This is a genomic window from Maribacter polysaccharolyticus (assembly GCF_028882255.1).
Lineage (GTDB): Bacteria > Bacteroidota > Bacteroidia > Flavobacteriales > Flavobacteriaceae > Maribacter_A > Maribacter_A polysaccharolyticus.
The window spans coordinates 401,263-417,765 of record NZ_JARBUY010000004.1; the positions used below are offsets into that span (position 1 = coordinate 401,263).

Sequence of the window (16,503 nt, forward strand, 5' to 3'; positions counted from 1 at the left end):
TTATTTAGGATATTCGTAACTTTGCCATTCGAAAAAGAGCAATAGTTAACAACGAAAGTAAAAAGAAAAAAGGATATGGCTACCAAAACCGTTTCATATGTGCCCTATAAGGTTAAAGATATTTCCCTTGCGGATTGGGGAAGAAAAGAGATTACCTTGGCAGAAGCAGAAATGCCAGGGCTTATGGCACTTCGCGAAGAATACAAGGATGAGCAACCCTTAAAAGGTGCAAGAATTGCAGGTTGTCTGCATATGACCATACAAACTGCGGTTTTGATCGAGACCTTGGTGGCCCTTGGCGCCGAGGTTACATGGAGTTCCTGCAACATTTTCTCCACACAGGACCATGCCGCCGCCGCAATCGCTGCTGCCGGAATACCGGTTTATGCCTGGAAGGGGATGAATGAGGAAGAATTCGATTGGTGTATAGAACAGACCTTGTTCTTTGGCGAAGAGCGCCAGCCATTGAATATGATCCTTGACGATGGAGGTGACCTAACGAATATGGTATTGGACAAATACCCAGCATTGGCCTCGGGTGTAAAAGGATTGTCCGAAGAAACCACAACCGGGGTACATCGTTTATATGAAAGGGTCAACAACGGCACCTTGCCAATGCCTGCGATCAATGTGAACGATTCAGTGACCAAATCAAAATTCGACAACAAATACGGATGCCGTGAGAGTGCCGTGGATGCCATTCGAAGGGCTACCGATACCATGTTGGCGGGTAAACGCGTAGTCGTAGCCGGATATGGCGATGTCGGTAAAGGAACCGCCGCCTCATTTAAAGGTGCGGGAGCAATCGTAACGGTAACCGAAATCGATCCAATTTGTGCCCTACAAGCCTGTATGGATGGTTTCGAAGTCAAAAAATTGGAAAATGTCGTGGATAAAGCCGATGTGGTCATTACCACCACGGGAAACAAAGACATCATCAGGGCAGAGCATTTTAAAGCGATGCGCGATAAAGTGATCGTTTGCAATATAGGGCATTTCGACAATGAAATCGATATGGCTTGGCTGAATTCGAATTATGGGGACACCAAAGATGAAATTAAACCCCAAGTAGATAAATATACCATTGACGGTAAAGATGTTATCGTATTGGCCGAAGGCCGATTGGTAAACCTTGGTTGTGCCACCGGCCACCCAAGTTTTGTAATGAGCAACTCCTTTACCAACCAGACCTTGGCACAGATCGAACTTTGGAAAAATAGTGGCGCCTATGAAAACAAGGTGTATATGCTGCCCAAACATTTGGATGAAAAAGTAGCCAAGTTACATTTATCGAGATTGGGTGCGGAACTTACCGAGCTCCGTGAAGACCAAGCGAAATATATCGGGGTTACCGTAGAGGGCCCTTTTAAACCTGACTATTACAGGTACTAATAAACCATCTTAAGTCCATAAAAAAACCCTTACCATAGCGTAAGGGTTTTTTTATTTTATAAATTTATCGCATTGGGCCAGTAAAAAGCAGTCATAACTCCCTAATACAGCAACACTCAATTGTATTCGATACAACCAAATAACCTTAAACCAAAGCGAAATGAAAAACCAAAATAACTTTAAAAACCAAAACGAGGTATGACAAAAAAAATAACCAAAACCCTTTTAAAACCAATTTTAATCACTTCAATACTACTTGGATTTTCTTGTGGCAACCAAAACGAGTATGACATCGTAATCTTGAACGGAACGGTATATGACGGTTCCGGCAGTGAACCCATAGTAACCGACATTGCCATCAAGAATTCAGAAATCGTCGCCATCACGGACCTGGAAAACTATACAGCCCGAAAGGAAATCAATGCGGAAGGACTTGCAGTAGCACCGGGTTTTATCGATATGCATGCCCACCTTGCCCCCATCATGGAACTCAATTCTTGTGAAAGCCATGTACGACAAGGGGTAACCACTGCCCTTGGCGGACCCGATGGAAGCTCTCCTTATCCCTTAAAGCCCTATATGGACAGTCTTATGCAAAAGGGTATTGGGATGAACGTAGCCTATTTGGTGGGACATAATACCATACGAAAGCATATAATGAAATTGGAAAACAGGGCTCCAACCGAAGAAGAACTGAAGGCTATGGAGGCTGAAGTGGACAGCGCCATGAAAGATGGTGCCTTTGGCATCTCTACCGGCTTAAAATACCTTCCTGGAGCATTCTCCAAAGTTGACGAGGTCATTGCCCTTTCAAAAGTAGCCTCCAACTATGGGGGAATCTACACTTCCCACTTAAGAGATGAAGGCTTGGGCCTCTTTGATGCCGTTGCGGAAGCCATAAAAATTTCTGAAGAAGCCGATATTCCCGTCGTACTTACGCATCATAAAGCCATTGGCAAACCCATGTGGGGAAAAAGTTCGATCACTTTGGCCATGGTCGATTCTGCACGGTCCAAGGGCCTGGACATTAAAATGGATCAGTATCCTTATGCTGCCAGTTACACAAGTATATCGGTTCTGATTCCCAGTTGGGCAAGGGCGGGAGGACAGGAATCATTTAAACAACGTGTTGCCGATCCCGTACTTAAGGATAGCATAAAAAATGCAATTGTCTTCAACATCCTGAATGACCGTGGAGGTTCCGATTTGAATAGAATACAATTCGGCAAAGTAGAATGGGCCCCTGAATTGGAAGGAAAGACGCTGAAATATTGGTGCGAGGAAAATAATTTGGAGCCATCCACTGAAAATGGGGCCGAATTGGTGATCAAAGCACAATTAAATGGAGGTGCCGGCTGTGTTTTCCATGCCATGTCAGAGGATGATGTGGAAAATATCATGAAACATCCATTCACGATGATCGGTTCAGACGGTCGTTTGGTAAAACCTGGAATGGGGCACCCACACCCTCGCGGTTATGGCACGTTCCCAAGGGTTTTGGGTAGATATGTTCGGGAAAAGAAGACCTTGACCCTTTCCAACGCCATTCGCAAAATGACATCCATGCCTGCGGAAAGTCTCCATTTGACGGATAGAGGACTGTTGAAAGAAGGGCTAAAAGCGGATGTGACGATATTCAACCCCGACACCGTTATAGACAAAGCAACTATTGAAAATCCGCATCAATATCCGGAAGGCATTGCGTATGTAATCGTAAACGGGGAATTTGCCGTTTATGATAGCCAATTCAAAGACGTAAAATCAGGAACAGTTTTAAGAAAACAATAAAATTCTATCTCCATGAAAAAAATCCACCTAGGACTTGTAGTAGCATTCGGGCTACTCTCGAATTTTGTAGTTGCACAGGAAAGTACGACCATTGATAAAAAATACAATAAGGAAATAGCACGCTTGGTAAAGTCCAAAAAGGTCAAAGCGGCATTCACGTTTATCGAGGAGCAAAAAGATCAAACTACCGAAGACCACATCACGTTGACCGAGGTACTGGCTCCCCCGTTCAAAGAAGATCAAAAAGGCGTGGTATTTGCAAAAATGTTAAAGGAAGCGGGTGTTGATAGCATCTGGACCGATAAAGTAGGTAATGTAATCGGGCTTAAAAAAGGCTCTTCGGGAACATCGGGTTATGTTGGTATTGATGCCCATTTGGATGTTGTATTCCCAGAGGGCACCGATGTTACCGTAAAAAAAGTTGGCGATACCCTAAAAGCTCCGGGTATTGGTGACGACACACGTGCCTTGGCCAATCTTATCACCATGGTAAAGGCGATGAACAAGGCCGATATCAAAACGGAAAAGGACCTACTTATCGTTGGGACCGTAGGGGAAGAAGGTCTTGGGGATTTACGCGGAATGAAATATATATTCAACGATTCCGGCTTGAAAATAGACTCATGGATTGCCATAGATGGGGGCAGTATGGGCAGTATCAGTAATGCCGGATTGGGTTCTAAACGCTATAAAGTACTGATTAAAGGCAAAGGAGGGCATTCGTGGGGTGCTTTTGAACTTGCAAACCCTCACCATGCATTAGGCAAGGCCATTGATGTCTTTTCAAAGGCAGCATGGACCTATACTTCCGGCGATATCCCAAAAACCAGCTTTAATGTAGGACGCATCGGTGGGGGGACTTCTGTCAACTCCATTCCATTCGAATCTTGGATGGAAGTGGATATGCGCGCCATAAGTCCGGAAAATTTGGATGACATTGAGGGTATTTTAAAAACATCGGTCGAAAAGGCCATTACGGAATACAATGCCAGCGGCGTAAAAGGTGAAGTGACCTATGAACTGATAAAAATTGGTGACCGCCCTTCCGGGGAACTCTCCCCTAGCATCCCATTGGTACAAAGGAGTATGGCGGCCACCGCATATTTTGGTGTTGACCCCTCATTGCGAAGAGGGTCTACCAACATCAACATTCCCGTTTCCAAAGGTATTCCTGCCGTATGTATAGGAAGGGGTGGTCAAGGAGGTGGTGCTCACTCGTTGCACGAATGGTATATCAACGACGAACCTGGGGACGAATCGATCAAATTGGCCCTTCTGATCACCTTGGCACAAGCTGGACTTGAAAAATAAGCGGATGAAACCAACGATGAAAAAGTTACTGGTAGTATTGCTGGTTATTGGATGGTCTTACTCCCATGCCCAATTACAGACCGAACAGATCGCAAAAATCGACAGTCTATTCCTCCAATGGAACACCCCCAACCATCCGGGTGGTGCCATTGGGATCATGCAAGATGATAAAATCGTGTTTTCCAAGGCCTATGGGTTGGCAAGCATGGAGTATTTGGTTCCCAATAGTACGGAAACCCGATTCAATGTAGCCTCGGTATCCAAACAATTCAGTGCATTGGGCATTGTCCTGCTTCATCTCCAAGGAAAAATTTCAATAGATGACACCATTGACCAATACATAGACGGTCTTGCCCCCTTTGCAAGTAAGATCACCATCCGCCATATGCTTCACCACACCAGTGGTCTACGTAGCCTACACACGCTTTTTGGACTGGCAGGTTGGCGAAGTGATGATTCGAGGACCAATGCCGATTTAAATAGGATAATGGCCAAACAAAACGAACTTAATTTTGAACCCGGTTCGGAATATCTGTATTGCAATACCGGATTTATGTTCATGGCAACCATTATTGAAAAGGTTTCCGGTAGGTCTTTCGGCACTTATATGCAGGAAGAAATTTTCGTCCCATTGGGAATGTACGACACCTATGTAGAAGGGGAATATGATAGGATTGTACCCAACAATGCCACTTCTTACAACAATACCGATGATAGCTTTGTCCGCTCCGTAGAATATTGGGGTTATGTTGGGTCCGGAAACATACATACGACCACTAAAGACCTTCTTACCTACCTGAAAAATTTCTATGATCCCCTACCGGGTTGGGATTCCCCGTTTAAAATCATGCAAACCCTAGACCCGCTTAACGATGGTAGTTTTAACCAATATGCCTTTGGGGTAAACGTAGACAGCCTTTACGGTAGAAAACGAATAAGCCATGGGGGATCTATTGGAGGTTTTAGGTCAAATATCGCCGTTTTCCCAGCGGATAGGACCAGTATTGTCATCATTACCAACTTTTCATCCTCGGGACCGGCAAAAAAATCGAACAAAATCGCCGAAGTGATCTTTGGTAAGCCCCAAAAAAAACCCATTGAGGTCGCAAAAATCCCAAAAAGCAAAATGGCCTCCTATGTCGGTACCTATTGGGACGACATTACGGTTCAAGAGCGAAAAGTCACCATAAATGGGGATACCCTATTCATTGGGAATGGAAATTCAAAAACCGCATTCCTTCCCATCACCAAAAACGAATTCATTACCCTTGACCCAGAAAATGTCACTAGGATCGAATTCAATGGGAAGGGCATGACCTTCCACCCGAAAAGCGGAAAACCTTCGCTTTATACAAAATACAAGAGTGAACCCTTAACACCCCAAAGGGCCGAGGAATATATGGGGACTTATTACAGTAAGGAAATAGAGACCGCGTATACCGTTCATTATGAGGACGGAAAATTGTTCGCGCATCATATCCGACATGGTACCATCCCCTTAAAACAAAAAATGGACGACCTGCTGGAGGGCGATTACCCCCTGAATACCATGAAATTCAAAAAGGAAAACAACAAGATCATCGGAGTAAATATTTCCAACGGAAGGGCTCGTAATCTTTGGTTTGAAAAACGTCCCGAATAAATGGAAACATGGGAAATACCCTTGGTACTGCCTTGAATAAGGTTAAAGTGATTGCATATTGTCCGACCCGCTTTTTTAGCCCATTGGCCGGTATAAAAAAACCCCTTGTTCCCATAAAGAACAAGGGGTTTTTAGTTGAATTTCGGAGCTTTTAAAAAGGATCATAGGTGAATTTCTGACCGCCTACCGAGGCATCGGCCATCAAACCTGCTTTTGGCAGTGCAAAAACGGCCACCCCGTCTTTATATTTCGCATTGACGGCAATTCCCGATTTTAGGGCTACCGCAGAAGCTTCAGCCGCAAACTGGAATTTCCCTTCCTTGAACCTTGCCAAGTCTACCGGGGTTTCGAAAAAAATGACTTCGATGATCGCCTGGCCCCCAGCCTGTAACCCTATATTCAGTTTTTTAAGGTTGGCCAATCCAATCACATCCCCATTTTCATAGACCACTCCGTTGCCGGAAGCACCGCCGATGATAAATCCGCCTTTACCTACATTGGGGAAAATCACATACCCTGCGGAGGTATCGAAAAACTTTTCGAGGCCCGAATCGGTTTTTAACAGGGTTTTTTTCGCCTTAACGGCATCTTGCATTAATTTTTTATCGCTTTTTGTCTGACCTATGGCAACACCTACGAACAACATCATAGACATCACGGCCATTAACCTGAACATTTTCATAGTTTTAACTGTTATGATTATTGGCTCAAAGATAAAACGCAATACCTTACGACGGTTGATGGGCACACATAAGAATATGTTAATTTGAAATCGATGAAGCACTGTTTTTTTATCTTGAAACCCGGTTGCCGTTTTATAAAACGATTAACTTTTAAAAATCATTTTCGGATAAAATCATTTTTTCGGTACTTCGTATAAAATATTATGATATGACGATTTTTGTGGATATGGATGAAGTGATCGCCGATACTTTCGGTGCCCACATAGCAATATACAATGAAGAATTCAATGCGAACCTTACCTTGGAAGACTGTAAAGGGACCGAGGTTTGGAAAATGGTGCCTGAGGCCCATCAGGAGAGCATTCGAAAACATGCAACCAGAAGGGGGTTCTTTAAAAACCTGGATCCGATCGAAGGAAGTATTGAAGTAATCGAAAAACTATCGGAAAAACATGAGCTGTATATTGCTTCAGCGGCCATGCAATTTCCGAATTCCTTGGAGGAAAAAAGCGCGTGGTTAGATAAATATTTTCCCTTTATCCCATGGCAAAAAAGAATCTTATGCGGACATAAGCATATATTGAAAGGAGACCTATTAATTGACGATCGGAGCTTCAATCTGGAAATGTTCAATGGCAGGTCCATCTTGTTTTCTTCCCCGCATAATGCCTTTACCAAAGGTTTTGAACGGGCCGATACCTGGGACGAAATTGCCGCTAAATTACTCTAGCCCCAACTTGCCCAGATCATAGAAATAGAAGTTCTTTTCATCGTTCATGGCCACGAAGAGCCCATGGACAAATGTATCGTTCAAAGGAACGGTGACCACTTCGCAGCCATCGGTTTCCATGGTACTTAAGTTTAGGGCCTTTACAAATTCGTTCGTATTTCTGGAAAAGATATTGAACTCCCCTTTTTGTTGATTGGAAACAATAAGGTAACCTTCACCGGTATTATAGGTAGCTATGGCAATACCTTCGATATCGGCCAAGAAATGTTCGCCCCCAAAACATGAAATTTCGTTATTCCCCTTATTGGGTTCGGCATGGTATTTACGAATACAGACCCCTTCATCGGAGTAATAGACAAATCCTTTTTCGTCATCCACCGCTATGGCCTCAATCTCTTTTTCCCCACTGAACTTTCCGAATTTCCGAACGAAATCGGACCTGACCCCCAAACTATCGGCACTAAACCGATATTGGTACAGATACCCCTCCAAAGGACCGGATTTTCTCCCTACTATGGCATAAAGACTTGAATCTATAGGCGAGGTATAAAGCGCTATCCCCATAGGCAATCTTTGTTCCGGGCTAGTTGCATCTTCGAACACCGGGAAACCTCCTTGATCCAGCGGTTTCATTTCCGGAATGGCATACATCCTTAGCTGTTGCTTCTCCCTTTCGGTAAAGACAAGAACATCGGTATATGTTGAATCATTGATTCGAAAACCATAGGCTACATCCACATTATTGGGTCTTTGAACACCCCTTATGGTCATAGCTTCAATGATCTTACCCTCCAGATCAAAAGCATATATGGCTCCTTGGGTATCTTTGTCCGTACCGAATACGATTGATTTTGAAGCATCTTCCGGATGGATCCATATGGCCGGGTCATCGGTGTCATTCGCGGTAAACTCGGTTATCACGTCCGGAGCAATGGCGGGTAACGTGCTCCGGTTACAGGCCAAGGTAAGCGTGAGAGGCAATAAAATCAAGAGGGCTTTTTTCATGTCAAACATATTTGGATCAATAAATCCGATTCGATGGCCATAGCAGGTATCGGAAATGGATTTATTTGTTTTTGCTCCTAAAAAAATCATATTTAAGGCCGAAAGTCAAACGCTGCCCATAGAATTCCATTTGTTGCGTACGCTCTTTAACACCTTGGAAATAGCGCAGGGGCTGATTGGTAATATTATTAAGGTCGGCATAAATACTCAGGTTGGAACTGATTTGGAACGATGCATTAAGATCCAAGAACATTTGTGTGTCATAATAACTGTCCTCAAAAGCATTTCCACCAATCTCATCGATATAACTATCCGAGAAATTAGCCGATAAGCGCGCACTGAATTTTTTATCGGCATAGGCCAAAGAGCCATTGAACATATTCGGTGACGTATTGGGTAGATCAATATCCTCGCGTTCTTCCCCATCTTCGTTCCTAATGCCATTGGCAGAGGAATTTAAATAGGTGTAGTTCACATATAGACTGAGGTTTTTGGCAAATCCGGGGAGAAAATCCAACTGACGTTGAAATGCGAATTCCGCTCCAAAAACCGATGCCCCTTCGCCGTTCAAAGGCTGATAAATTTCAAAGCCCTCGGTTCCGGCGCCATAAGAATCATCTGTGGTTTCCCCTTGGAAGGTATAAATGAAATTATCTATTTCCTTATAAAAAACACCCCCCGATAACAGTCCGACACTTTCAAAATAATGTTCGGCCATGATATCGAAGTTCATTGAGGTCGTAGCTTCCAAATCGGGGTTCCCCACATAGATCTCCTCATCGCTCGAGACAATATCCAAAGAAGGCACCAAATCTGCATAATTGGGTCTTGCCAACGTATTGGTCCATGCAAAACGAAGAATGGTACTGTTATCAAGGTCGTACTTAAAATGGACCCCTGGGAGAAGATTGGTATAGGAGCTTTCTTCCGTAATCTCCCCAATGATATTTTCCTCATCCTCAATCTGATTTCCTGTTGCCGTTACTTTTGTGGCCTCCAATCGAACGCCGACCAATATTCCCAATTTATCACCGATCATTTGATTGGTCATGGCATAACCGGCGAACACATCTTCCCGTACATCGAAATTGGCACGAAGAAATTCATCGGGTACCGATTCCCCGTTGACCAAATTTAATCCTCCCAACCATGCTTCACTGGCAAACGACCCGATTTGATATTGACTTCCTGCCAAAAAATCAGGGTCACTATAATCCTTAACGGGAACATCGGACAAGGTTGGATAATCATTTTCCAGATCGAATTCATAGAAATCATTATCCCTTAACTTGGTTTTAAACCTACCCCTTGCGCCAAATTTAATGGTACCTTCCGCATTACCGAAAAGATCCGCCGGAATCTCAAAATTCACAAATACATTTACATCTTCTTCTTCAGTATATTGGTTTTCTTCGGTTATTTCCCCGTACTCAAAATTATCGAGGGCGGCATCATCCTCATCTGCCACCGAGAATCTGGGGTATCGCGTGTTTTGAACATCGTTATCGATCATATATTCGGATTCAAATTCGGCATAGCGCTCATGGAGTCTTTCCTCGGAAGCTTTGGCATAGGATGTCATCCAATCCATTTTTAAAGCACCCCATAGATGGTTCCCTCCCAAGGTGTAGTTTTGCATACGTTGGTCCTCGAGTCTGCGATTTTTGTTTCTATCATTATCGATACCCCCCTTACTTTGCCTCTTTACTTCTACCGGAAAACTGGTAGGCACCCCGTCGGTTATGGTGAAGTCTCCCAACGTAATATCCTCACCGTCCAAAATTTCGTGTTCTAGACGGAATCTATTCTCACGATCATCGCGCCAGTTATACATGGTTTTAACAAAGATCGTATTATCGGCATCGAATTTATAATCCATATTCACGGAAAAACTCCTGCGTATACGTTGAACCAAGTACTCCCGTTGTTCAAAAACCTTCGTATAGGGTTCCACTTCAATTTCTTCCAAAATGGGTTCCCCTTCCGAATCATCGGACCCCGTATAATATTCGAACTCATCGGTCCATTCCGCTTCGATATTGTCGGAACCGAAGTCGTTGTCATTGATAGATGCGGATACCATCCATCCAAACTTACCGTTATCACTTCTATTCCCTATTAAGAGCGAACCGTTTAAAATAGCCTTATCCGTAATAAAATTGATACCTGACCCAATGTTCGTGGAAATCCTGAATCCCTGTGGCGATGTCCTTGTAATTAAATTGACCGATCCCCCTAGGGCATCTGCATCCATATCGGGAGTTACGGCTTTGCTCACCTCAATGGACTGTATCATATCGGCCGGTATCAAATCCATTTGAACATTCCTGTTATCCCCTTCGGCAGAAGGCACCCGGCTCCCGTTTAAGGTAACGGAATTCAATTGAGGGGAAAGTCCCCTTACGATAATGTTCCTTGCCTCTCCTTGGTCTACCTGCATGGTTATCCCGGGAATCCTTTTTACGGCATCCCCGATATTCGCATCGGGAAACTTACCGATTTGGTCCGTAGAAACGACATTGGTAATATTAAGGTTGTTCTTTTGGGTATTAAGGGCTTTGGCCTGTCCTCCCGATCCGTAGGCACTTACCATGACACCGTCCAATTCGATGTTCTTGGGTTCAACGAACAAGGCAACTTCGACAGTTTCATCGGCCCTTACCGTAACTTCCCGACTTAGGTCTTCATACCCTAAATACAGCACCTTTAAGGTATAAGCGCCTTCCGGTACGTTTACAAGGGTAAATCGACCGTCAAAATCGGTGATGACACCTTTGTTGATCGAAGGTAGTACCACACTGGCACCGGGTAAATACAATCCATTCTTATCAGAGATCGTTCCCTTGATATTTCCGGTTTGGGATAAAAGACATAGGGGCAAAAAGAGGCAAACAAATAATAAAGTGGTTTTCATTTTCCGATGGTTGATTATTCATCACAAAGAAATCGTATAACCACAAATAATAGGGTTAGGTAAAATTTAAGAAAAAATCAATTTATCCCAACCTAAAAGGGTACTTTAAAATAACTTAACATTCAAATAACAAAAAAAGCCCTTACTCTAAAGTAAGGGCTTTATATAAATTCTAAGCGGTTTACTAAGCCTCAAAAGGCTCGATGGAAACATAGGATTTCCCTCCTGCTTTCTTTTCGAATTTTACCAATCCGTCTACTCTTGCATGCAAAGTATGATCTTTACCTGCATAGACATTTTCTCCTGGGTTGTGCTTAGTACCTCGTTGTCTAACGATGATATTACCGGCGATAGCCGCTTGGCCACCAAAAATCTTAACCCCTAAGCGTTTCGATTCTGATTCCCTACCGTTTTTTGAACTACCTACACCTTTCTTGTGAGCCATTTTCTTCGGTTTTTATTGTTATACTTGATGATCGGGCAATTAAGCCTTACCACCGTCTAATTCGTCTTGCCATTTTTTCAACTCGTCCCATTTGCCTTCGGCAGCCAATTTAGCTTGAGCTGGCCAAGTATCGGTAACGTGGTTCCCACGAACATCGGCAATGATCTCTGAAATCTTTTCCGGAGTTGAATTTGCCAATTCAGCGAAAGTTGAAATACCTGCAGCAATCAAGGTTTCGGCGATTTTTGGTCCAATACCTTCAACCTTTTTTAAATCGTCCGCTTTCTTGGAAGCAGCTTTTTTGGGAGCTTCCTTTACAGGAGCTTCCGCTTTTACAACGGCTTTGGCCTTTGGTTCTGCCTTTGCCTTAGTTGCTTTTTTCGCCCCGGAAGTCACAATGCTTTCCACAACGATTTCGGTCAACGATTGGCGATGGCCATTTTTAACGGCATACCCTTTACGTCTTTTCTTTTTAAAGACAATTACCTTGTCCCCTTTTAGGTGTTTAACGACTTTAGCCTCAACAGCGGCTCCGTCTATAGCTGGGGCGCCAACAGTAACGTTCTTACCGTCGTCCAAAAGAAGTACATTGTCAAAAGTTACCTTTTTACCTTCTTCCGTTTGCAAACGGTGAACATACACTTTTTGGTCTTTCGCAACTTTAAATTGCTGCCCTGCCATCTCTACAATTGCATACATAGCGTATCTATTAATTTTAATTATCCCTACTTTTTTTTCATAGGCGGGTGCAAATATACTCCTAATTCCTTAATGTACAAGAGATTTGAGAATAAAAATTGATGCCGTTATCACATGCATAAAGTACATTGCTTGTTTGGGTTACGGCCTTTTATACGACTTGAACAGCTGCATGATGGCAAGGGTAACGACCAAAGTGGTCGCAAAACCCATTATCGCTACGGTAAAAAAGACGATTGCCTCAAAATTCTTGACCTCACTGGCCCAAGCCCTCGATAATTCACCGATAAATTCCGAATCGACCTCCGTGGCATAGAACGTAAAGAACAGCGTGAACAGTATCGTTGCAATCCCCCCGGTAACCAAACCCGCCGTAAACCCACTGCCGTAGTTAAAACGATCGGCTTCTTTAATTTTGAATATTTTAATGGCCTCATAGATGCCAAAACCGGTAATGACCCCATTGAAAACACTGAAAAAAACATTGGTATGTAAGGTGAATAGCGCTAAAAACAGAAAGTAAGCAATCAAGCAAACGCTTGTTACTATACCGAAACGAATTGGTAAGGCAAATTGTTTCATAGTCAGAGATTTTGGTTATTCCCCTTAAATTAAGGAATTTATGATCAATTTAATTTAAATTCTTGTTAAAGACCAAGGCGCCCCTTGCACCATAATACACAATATTCGAAAATTTGGTCGTAACGATTGGCCCATTAGGGGAGCCTAAGGCATCTTTAAGGATTTAAGAACGAACCCCATCGGTTTCGGTTTTGTTCCCTACCTAACTCACATCCAAAAAATATAGGCAACACTGAAATATCAACCCTGATTTGTAAGAAAAACAAATAGGTATTATGTATTTTTGAAAAGGCTATCTTTCGATGTCGAGGTAATGGAAAAGGAATGGCAGTACCCATTCTTAAGAAAATGAACCCTTGCGGGACAAGTAAAATTTAAGGCGGGCATCGGGTGAAAAACAAATTCGGGATAAAAACAAAACCACTAATATAAAAATACAAGAATGAAAAAGTTATTCGGCATTTTGGCCACAATCCTATTGATCGGCAATATCTCATGTAAAGGTGAAAAAAAGGGCGACACGGAAGCTGCCAACGAACAAATGGACAAAGTCATGGCAATCCATGACGAGGTTATGCCAAAAATGAGCGTCATGGGCCAATTGGTCGGCGAATTGAGCAGTAAGGAAGACAGTACCGAAATCGGTCTGCAGTACAAAGAAGCCAGAAAGGGCTTGCAAGATGCCCATCAGGCCATGATGGATTGGATGCAGGGTTTCGGCAACCGTTTTGATTCCGATGAAATCCTAAACGGGAAGGCTTTGACCGATCAAAAGCAAATTTGGCTGAATGAGGAAGAAGAAAAGGTCGAGGCCCTAAGGGAACAGATCTATACGAGTATCGCCAATGCCGAAAAATTGCTCAAAAAGGAATAGGGATTCGCCTACTCCATTTATATACACTTGGGACCGACCGTAAGTTAGCGATCACTTCCACCTAACGCTTTCCATGAACTTCTTAATGTCGTCTTGCAAATATACAGCGGCTGGGTAAATGGAGTCATAATTGGGTTTGGTATAAAAATAAAGGGATCCTGCCAAAAAGTGTTCGGTGCTATCGGTTACATAAAATTGGGCTTGTGAAGCCGCATCACCAACAACTTCAAAGAACGTCCCATAGACTTTATCCCTTTCATTTATGAAAGGATGCGGCAATATCCCATCCGCTTTTGCAGAATGTTCAATGGACAATTTTTGTGCATCGGAAAGCAGTTTATCAATATTATCGTCTACCTCTTTATAGGTAATGAAAAGGGAACCTTTCATACTGGGATAATCCAAGGTCATTGCATGGGCATCCTGTTGCTTAAAAACGCTTTCCGCGTTCTTTAGAAATTTAAAATGATCGGTTTCCATGGTCCGGTACTCGGTTTGTGGGTATTCCAATCGTAATTTCGCGTTGGGCTTGGGAATCACTCCATCTTGGCAACTTATGAATACGATCATAGAAAAAAATACAAATGGAATACGTTTACTACTCATTTGGTAAAATCACTTTTATTTGTTTTAATCTCTTTTTATCAAGACTCTCAACGACGAATGCATAATCCTTGAAAACGACTTTATCCCCTTTTTTGGGAAAGCATCCGGCAATTTCCAAGACAAAACCGGCAATGGTCTCCGATTCGCCTTTTTGACCCTCAAAGTCCTCATCGTCCTCGATTTTCACTACCCTATAAAAATCCTTTAGGGCCGTTTTACCATCAAAGACATAATTGAACTCATCCAATTTGGAATACACCAAATCCTCATCATCGAACTCATCACTGATGTCCCCTACGATCTCTTCGATTATATCCTCAAGGGTGACGATCCCCGAGGTGCCCCCATATTCGTCGACAACCACCGCCAAATGGTTTTTCTTTTCTTGAAACTCCAACAAAAGATCATCCAACTTCTTGTTCTCGGGCACAAAATAAGGGTCTCGGATCAACGATATCCAATTAAATGATTTTCGGTCTATATAAGGTAATAGATCTTTTACATAGAGGACCCCCAGGACATTATCCATATTTTCCGAAAAAACCGGAATACGCGAATATCCTTGTTTCTTGATTTCTTCGAGAACATCGGGAAATTTCATATCCTCGCTCAAAGCGAATAAATCGATACGTGGCCGCATTACTTGTTTCGTATCGGTATTCCCGAATGAAACGATACCCTCCAAAAGTCGCTGTTCCTCTTTGGTCGTATCCCCTTCCGAAGTAAGTTCCAAAGCTTGGGACAATTGGTCAACGCTAAGACTTGGCTTGTACCTTCCCAATTTATTATTCAAGTAAATGGTGGAAGCCCGCATGGGAAGACTCAACGGGGAGAAAACAAAATCGAGGACTTTTAGTGGATAGGCCATAAAATGTGAAAAACTGACCTTATTCCTATTGGCGTATACTTTTGGCAAGATTTCCCCGAACATCAAGATCAAAAAGGTAGCTACGACCACTTCCAACAAAAAGCGCACTGAAATTACATTCAAGAGTTGGTAATCAATATTCGAGAAAAGGGTATCCCCTATGATATTGAATAAAAGAACCACTCCGATATTTATGGCATTATTGGCGATTAAGATAGTCGCCAATAATTTTTTGGGCCGTTCAAGTAACCTTACGATTATGCTTCCCTTGGAAGACTTGTTCTGTTCAATGGTATTGACATCTGTTGCGGACAGGCCAAAAAAGGCCACTTCGGCACCTGAAATGAGGGCCGAACAGAGCAACAGCACCAATAATATGCCAATATTGAGTATAAATGTACCCTCAACAGCTATGAAATTCAGGAAAAAACTAAGGGGTTCTGGGTCCAACAGTCAAATATTAGGTTTTTTGTGGTTAAAATGGCAAATCATCATCATCTTCCGGTGTCACGGAAGCTGTAGGTTCGTTAGCCTTGGCCGGCGCCTGATTCTGTGCCGGTCGTGATGGTTGGCCAGCCGCCTGTGCATTCGCCATACTTTCCTTTTTGGTAGTCAGGAAGGTGAAATCCTGCACATGTACTTCTGTGGTATATCGGGTATTGCCATCCTCACCTTGCCATTGTCGGTTTTTTAAACGTCCTTCAACATAGATTTTATCCCCTTTACTAAGGTACTTTTCACAAATCTCGGCAGCCTTGTTGCGTACCACGACATTATGCCAATCCGTATTGGTCACCCGTTCCCCGGTCTGCTTATTGGTATAGGTCTCATTGGTAGCGATAGGGAACCTTCCTATACAACCACCCCCCTCAAAATAGTGCATTTTAACCTCGTCTCCCAAATGCCCGATAAGCATCACTTTGTTCAATGTTCCACTCATAATTTTTGTCTAATGCCCAAAAGT

General features: G+C 43.1%; 15 protein-coding genes. 6 read left to right on the forward strand and 9 right to left on the reverse strand.

Annotated features, from left to right (window positions below; translation table 11 throughout):
- Positions 1–75 precede the first annotated feature (75 nt).
- The 4 genes from ahcY to PHU20_RS14350 all read left to right on the forward strand — a co-directional run bounded on the left by ahcY (position 76) and on the right by PHU20_RS14350 (position 6,133).
- Positions 76–1,392 carry an adenosylhomocysteinase gene (gene ahcY / locus PHU20_RS14335; RefSeq protein ID WP_274826077.1) on the forward strand — a complete coding sequence of 439 codons (1,317 nt, stop codon included), beginning with the start codon at positions 76–78 and terminating at the stop codon, positions 1,390–1,392.
- A gap of 198 nt (positions 1,393–1,590) precedes the next feature.
- On the forward strand, positions 1,591–3,180 hold the full coding sequence (locus tag PHU20_RS14340) for an N-acyl-D-amino-acid deacylase family protein (protein ID WP_274826078.1): 1,590 nt from the start codon (positions 1,591–1,593) through the stop codon (positions 3,178–3,180).
- Positions 3,181–3,192: 12 nt separating this feature from the next.
- Positions 3,193–4,491, forward strand: a complete 1,299-nt coding sequence (locus tag PHU20_RS14345; protein WP_274826079.1) for a M20/M25/M40 family metallo-hydrolase — start codon at positions 3,193–3,195, stop codon at positions 4,489–4,491.
- A gap of 16 nt (positions 4,492–4,507) precedes the next feature.
- Positions 4,508–6,133: a serine hydrolase domain-containing protein gene (locus tag PHU20_RS14350; RefSeq protein WP_274826080.1), complete on the forward strand. Its 1,626-nt coding sequence runs from the start codon at positions 4,508–4,510 to the stop codon at positions 6,131–6,133.
- 151 nt (positions 6,134–6,284) lie between these two features.
- Here PHU20_RS14350 and PHU20_RS14355 read toward each other — a convergent pair whose 3' ends face one another.
- Positions 6,285–6,809, reverse strand: a complete 525-nt coding sequence (locus PHU20_RS14355) for a lipid-binding SYLF domain-containing protein (protein WP_338040895.1) — start codon at positions 6,807–6,809, stop codon at positions 6,285–6,287.
- Positions 6,810–7,024: 215 nt separating this feature from the next.
- Here PHU20_RS14355 and PHU20_RS14360 point away from each other — a divergent pair, with 215 nt between their 5' ends.
- Positions 7,025–7,546, forward strand: coding sequence for a 5' nucleotidase, NT5C type (locus PHU20_RS14360; protein ID WP_274826082.1), 522 nt, complete (start codon positions 7,025–7,027; stop codon positions 7,544–7,546).
- On the opposite strand, the gene PHU20_RS14365 is transcribed toward PHU20_RS14360, so the two are convergent.
- From PHU20_RS14365 to PHU20_RS14385, 5 genes are all read right to left on the reverse strand, one after another.
- Complete coding sequence (locus PHU20_RS14365; RefSeq protein WP_274826083.1) at positions 7,538–8,551, reverse strand: phytase; 1,014 nt, start codon at positions 8,549–8,551, stop codon at positions 7,538–7,540. The genes PHU20_RS14360 and PHU20_RS14365 overlap by 9 nt on opposite strands.
- 61 nt (positions 8,552–8,612) lie before the next feature.
- Positions 8,613–11,465, reverse strand: a complete 2,853-nt coding sequence (locus PHU20_RS14370; protein ID WP_274826084.1) for a TonB-dependent receptor — start codon at positions 11,463–11,465, stop codon at positions 8,613–8,615.
- 184 nt (positions 11,466–11,649) lie between these two features.
- Complete coding sequence (rpmA, locus tag PHU20_RS14375) at positions 11,650–11,910, reverse strand: 50S ribosomal protein L27 (protein WP_099544685.1); 261 nt, start codon at positions 11,908–11,910, stop codon at positions 11,650–11,652.
- 39 nt (positions 11,911–11,949) lie between these two features.
- A complete protein-coding gene (gene rplU, locus PHU20_RS14380; RefSeq protein ID WP_274826085.1) occupies positions 11,950–12,609 on the reverse strand; it encodes a 50S ribosomal protein L21 in 660 nt (219 codons plus the stop codon).
- Between the two features lie 141 nt (positions 12,610–12,750).
- On the reverse strand, positions 12,751–13,191 hold the full coding sequence (locus tag PHU20_RS14385) for a DUF4199 domain-containing protein (protein WP_274826086.1): 441 nt from the start codon (positions 13,189–13,191) through the stop codon (positions 12,751–12,753).
- 442 nt (positions 13,192–13,633) lie between these two features.
- On the opposite strand from PHU20_RS14385, the gene PHU20_RS14390 reads away from it, so the two are divergent.
- A complete protein-coding gene (locus PHU20_RS14390) occupies positions 13,634–14,065 on the forward strand; it encodes a hypothetical protein (protein WP_274826087.1) in 432 nt (143 codons plus the stop codon).
- Between the two features lie 51 nt (positions 14,066–14,116).
- Here PHU20_RS14390 and gldD read toward each other — a convergent pair whose 3' ends face one another.
- From gldD to PHU20_RS14405, 3 genes are read right to left on the reverse strand one after another with little or no spacing between them, the layout of a single operon-like run.
- Complete coding sequence (gene gldD / locus PHU20_RS14395) at positions 14,117–14,671, reverse strand: gliding motility lipoprotein GldD (protein WP_274826088.1); 555 nt, start codon at positions 14,669–14,671, stop codon at positions 14,117–14,119.
- Complete coding sequence (locus PHU20_RS14400) at positions 14,664–15,989, reverse strand: gliding motility-associated protein GldE (protein ID WP_274826089.1); 1,326 nt, start codon at positions 15,987–15,989, stop codon at positions 14,664–14,666. The genes gldD and PHU20_RS14400 overlap by 8 nt, the downstream gene beginning before the upstream one ends.
- A gap of 25 nt (positions 15,990–16,014) precedes the next feature.
- Positions 16,015–16,479, reverse strand: a complete 465-nt coding sequence (locus PHU20_RS14405) for a single-stranded DNA-binding protein (RefSeq protein ID WP_274826090.1) — start codon at positions 16,477–16,479, stop codon at positions 16,015–16,017.
- Positions 16,480–16,503 lie beyond the last annotated feature (24 nt).

Bases quoted from the DNA above. Each gene is read 5' to 3' on its own strand.
- ahcY (WP_274826077.1), top strand. From the start codon at position 76: ATGGCTACCAAAACCGTTTCATATGTGCCCTATAAGGTTAAAGATATT.
- PHU20_RS14340 (WP_274826078.1), top strand. From the start codon at position 1,591: ATGACAAAAAAAATAACCAAAACCCTTTTAAAACCAATTTTAATCACT.
- PHU20_RS14345 (WP_274826079.1), top strand. From the start codon at position 3,193: ATGAAAAAAATCCACCTAGGACTTGTAGTAGCATTCGGGCTACTCTCG.
- PHU20_RS14350 (WP_274826080.1), top strand. From the start codon at position 4,508: ATGAAAAAGTTACTGGTAGTATTGCTGGTTATTGGATGGTCTTACTCC.
- PHU20_RS14355 (WP_338040895.1), bottom strand. From the start codon at position 6,809: ATGTTCAGGTTAATGGCCGTGATGTCTATGATGTTGTTCGTAGGTGTT.
- PHU20_RS14360 (WP_274826082.1), top strand. From the start codon at position 7,025: ATGACGATTTTTGTGGATATGGATGAAGTGATCGCCGATACTTTCGGT.
- PHU20_RS14365 (WP_274826083.1), bottom strand. From the start codon at position 8,551: ATGAAAAAAGCCCTCTTGATTTTATTGCCTCTCACGCTTACCTTGGCC.
- PHU20_RS14370 (WP_274826084.1), bottom strand. From the start codon at position 11,465: ATGAAAACCACTTTATTATTTGTTTGCCTCTTTTTGCCCCTATGTCTT.
- rpmA (WP_099544685.1), bottom strand. From the start codon at position 11,910: ATGGCTCACAAGAAAGGTGTAGGTAGTTCAAAAAACGGTAGGGAATCA.
- rplU (WP_274826085.1), bottom strand. From the start codon at position 12,609: ATGTATGCAATTGTAGAGATGGCAGGGCAGCAATTTAAAGTTGCGAAA.
- PHU20_RS14385 (WP_274826086.1), bottom strand. From the start codon at position 13,191: ATGAAACAATTTGCCTTACCAATTCGTTTCGGTATAGTAACAAGCGTT.
- PHU20_RS14390 (WP_274826087.1), top strand. From the start codon at position 13,634: ATGAAAAAGTTATTCGGCATTTTGGCCACAATCCTATTGATCGGCAAT.
- gldD (WP_274826088.1), bottom strand. From the start codon at position 14,671: ATGAGTAGTAAACGTATTCCATTTGTATTTTTTTCTATGATCGTATTC.
- PHU20_RS14405 (WP_274826090.1), bottom strand. From the start codon at position 16,479: ATGAGTGGAACATTGAACAAAGTGATGCTTATCGGGCATTTGGGAGAC.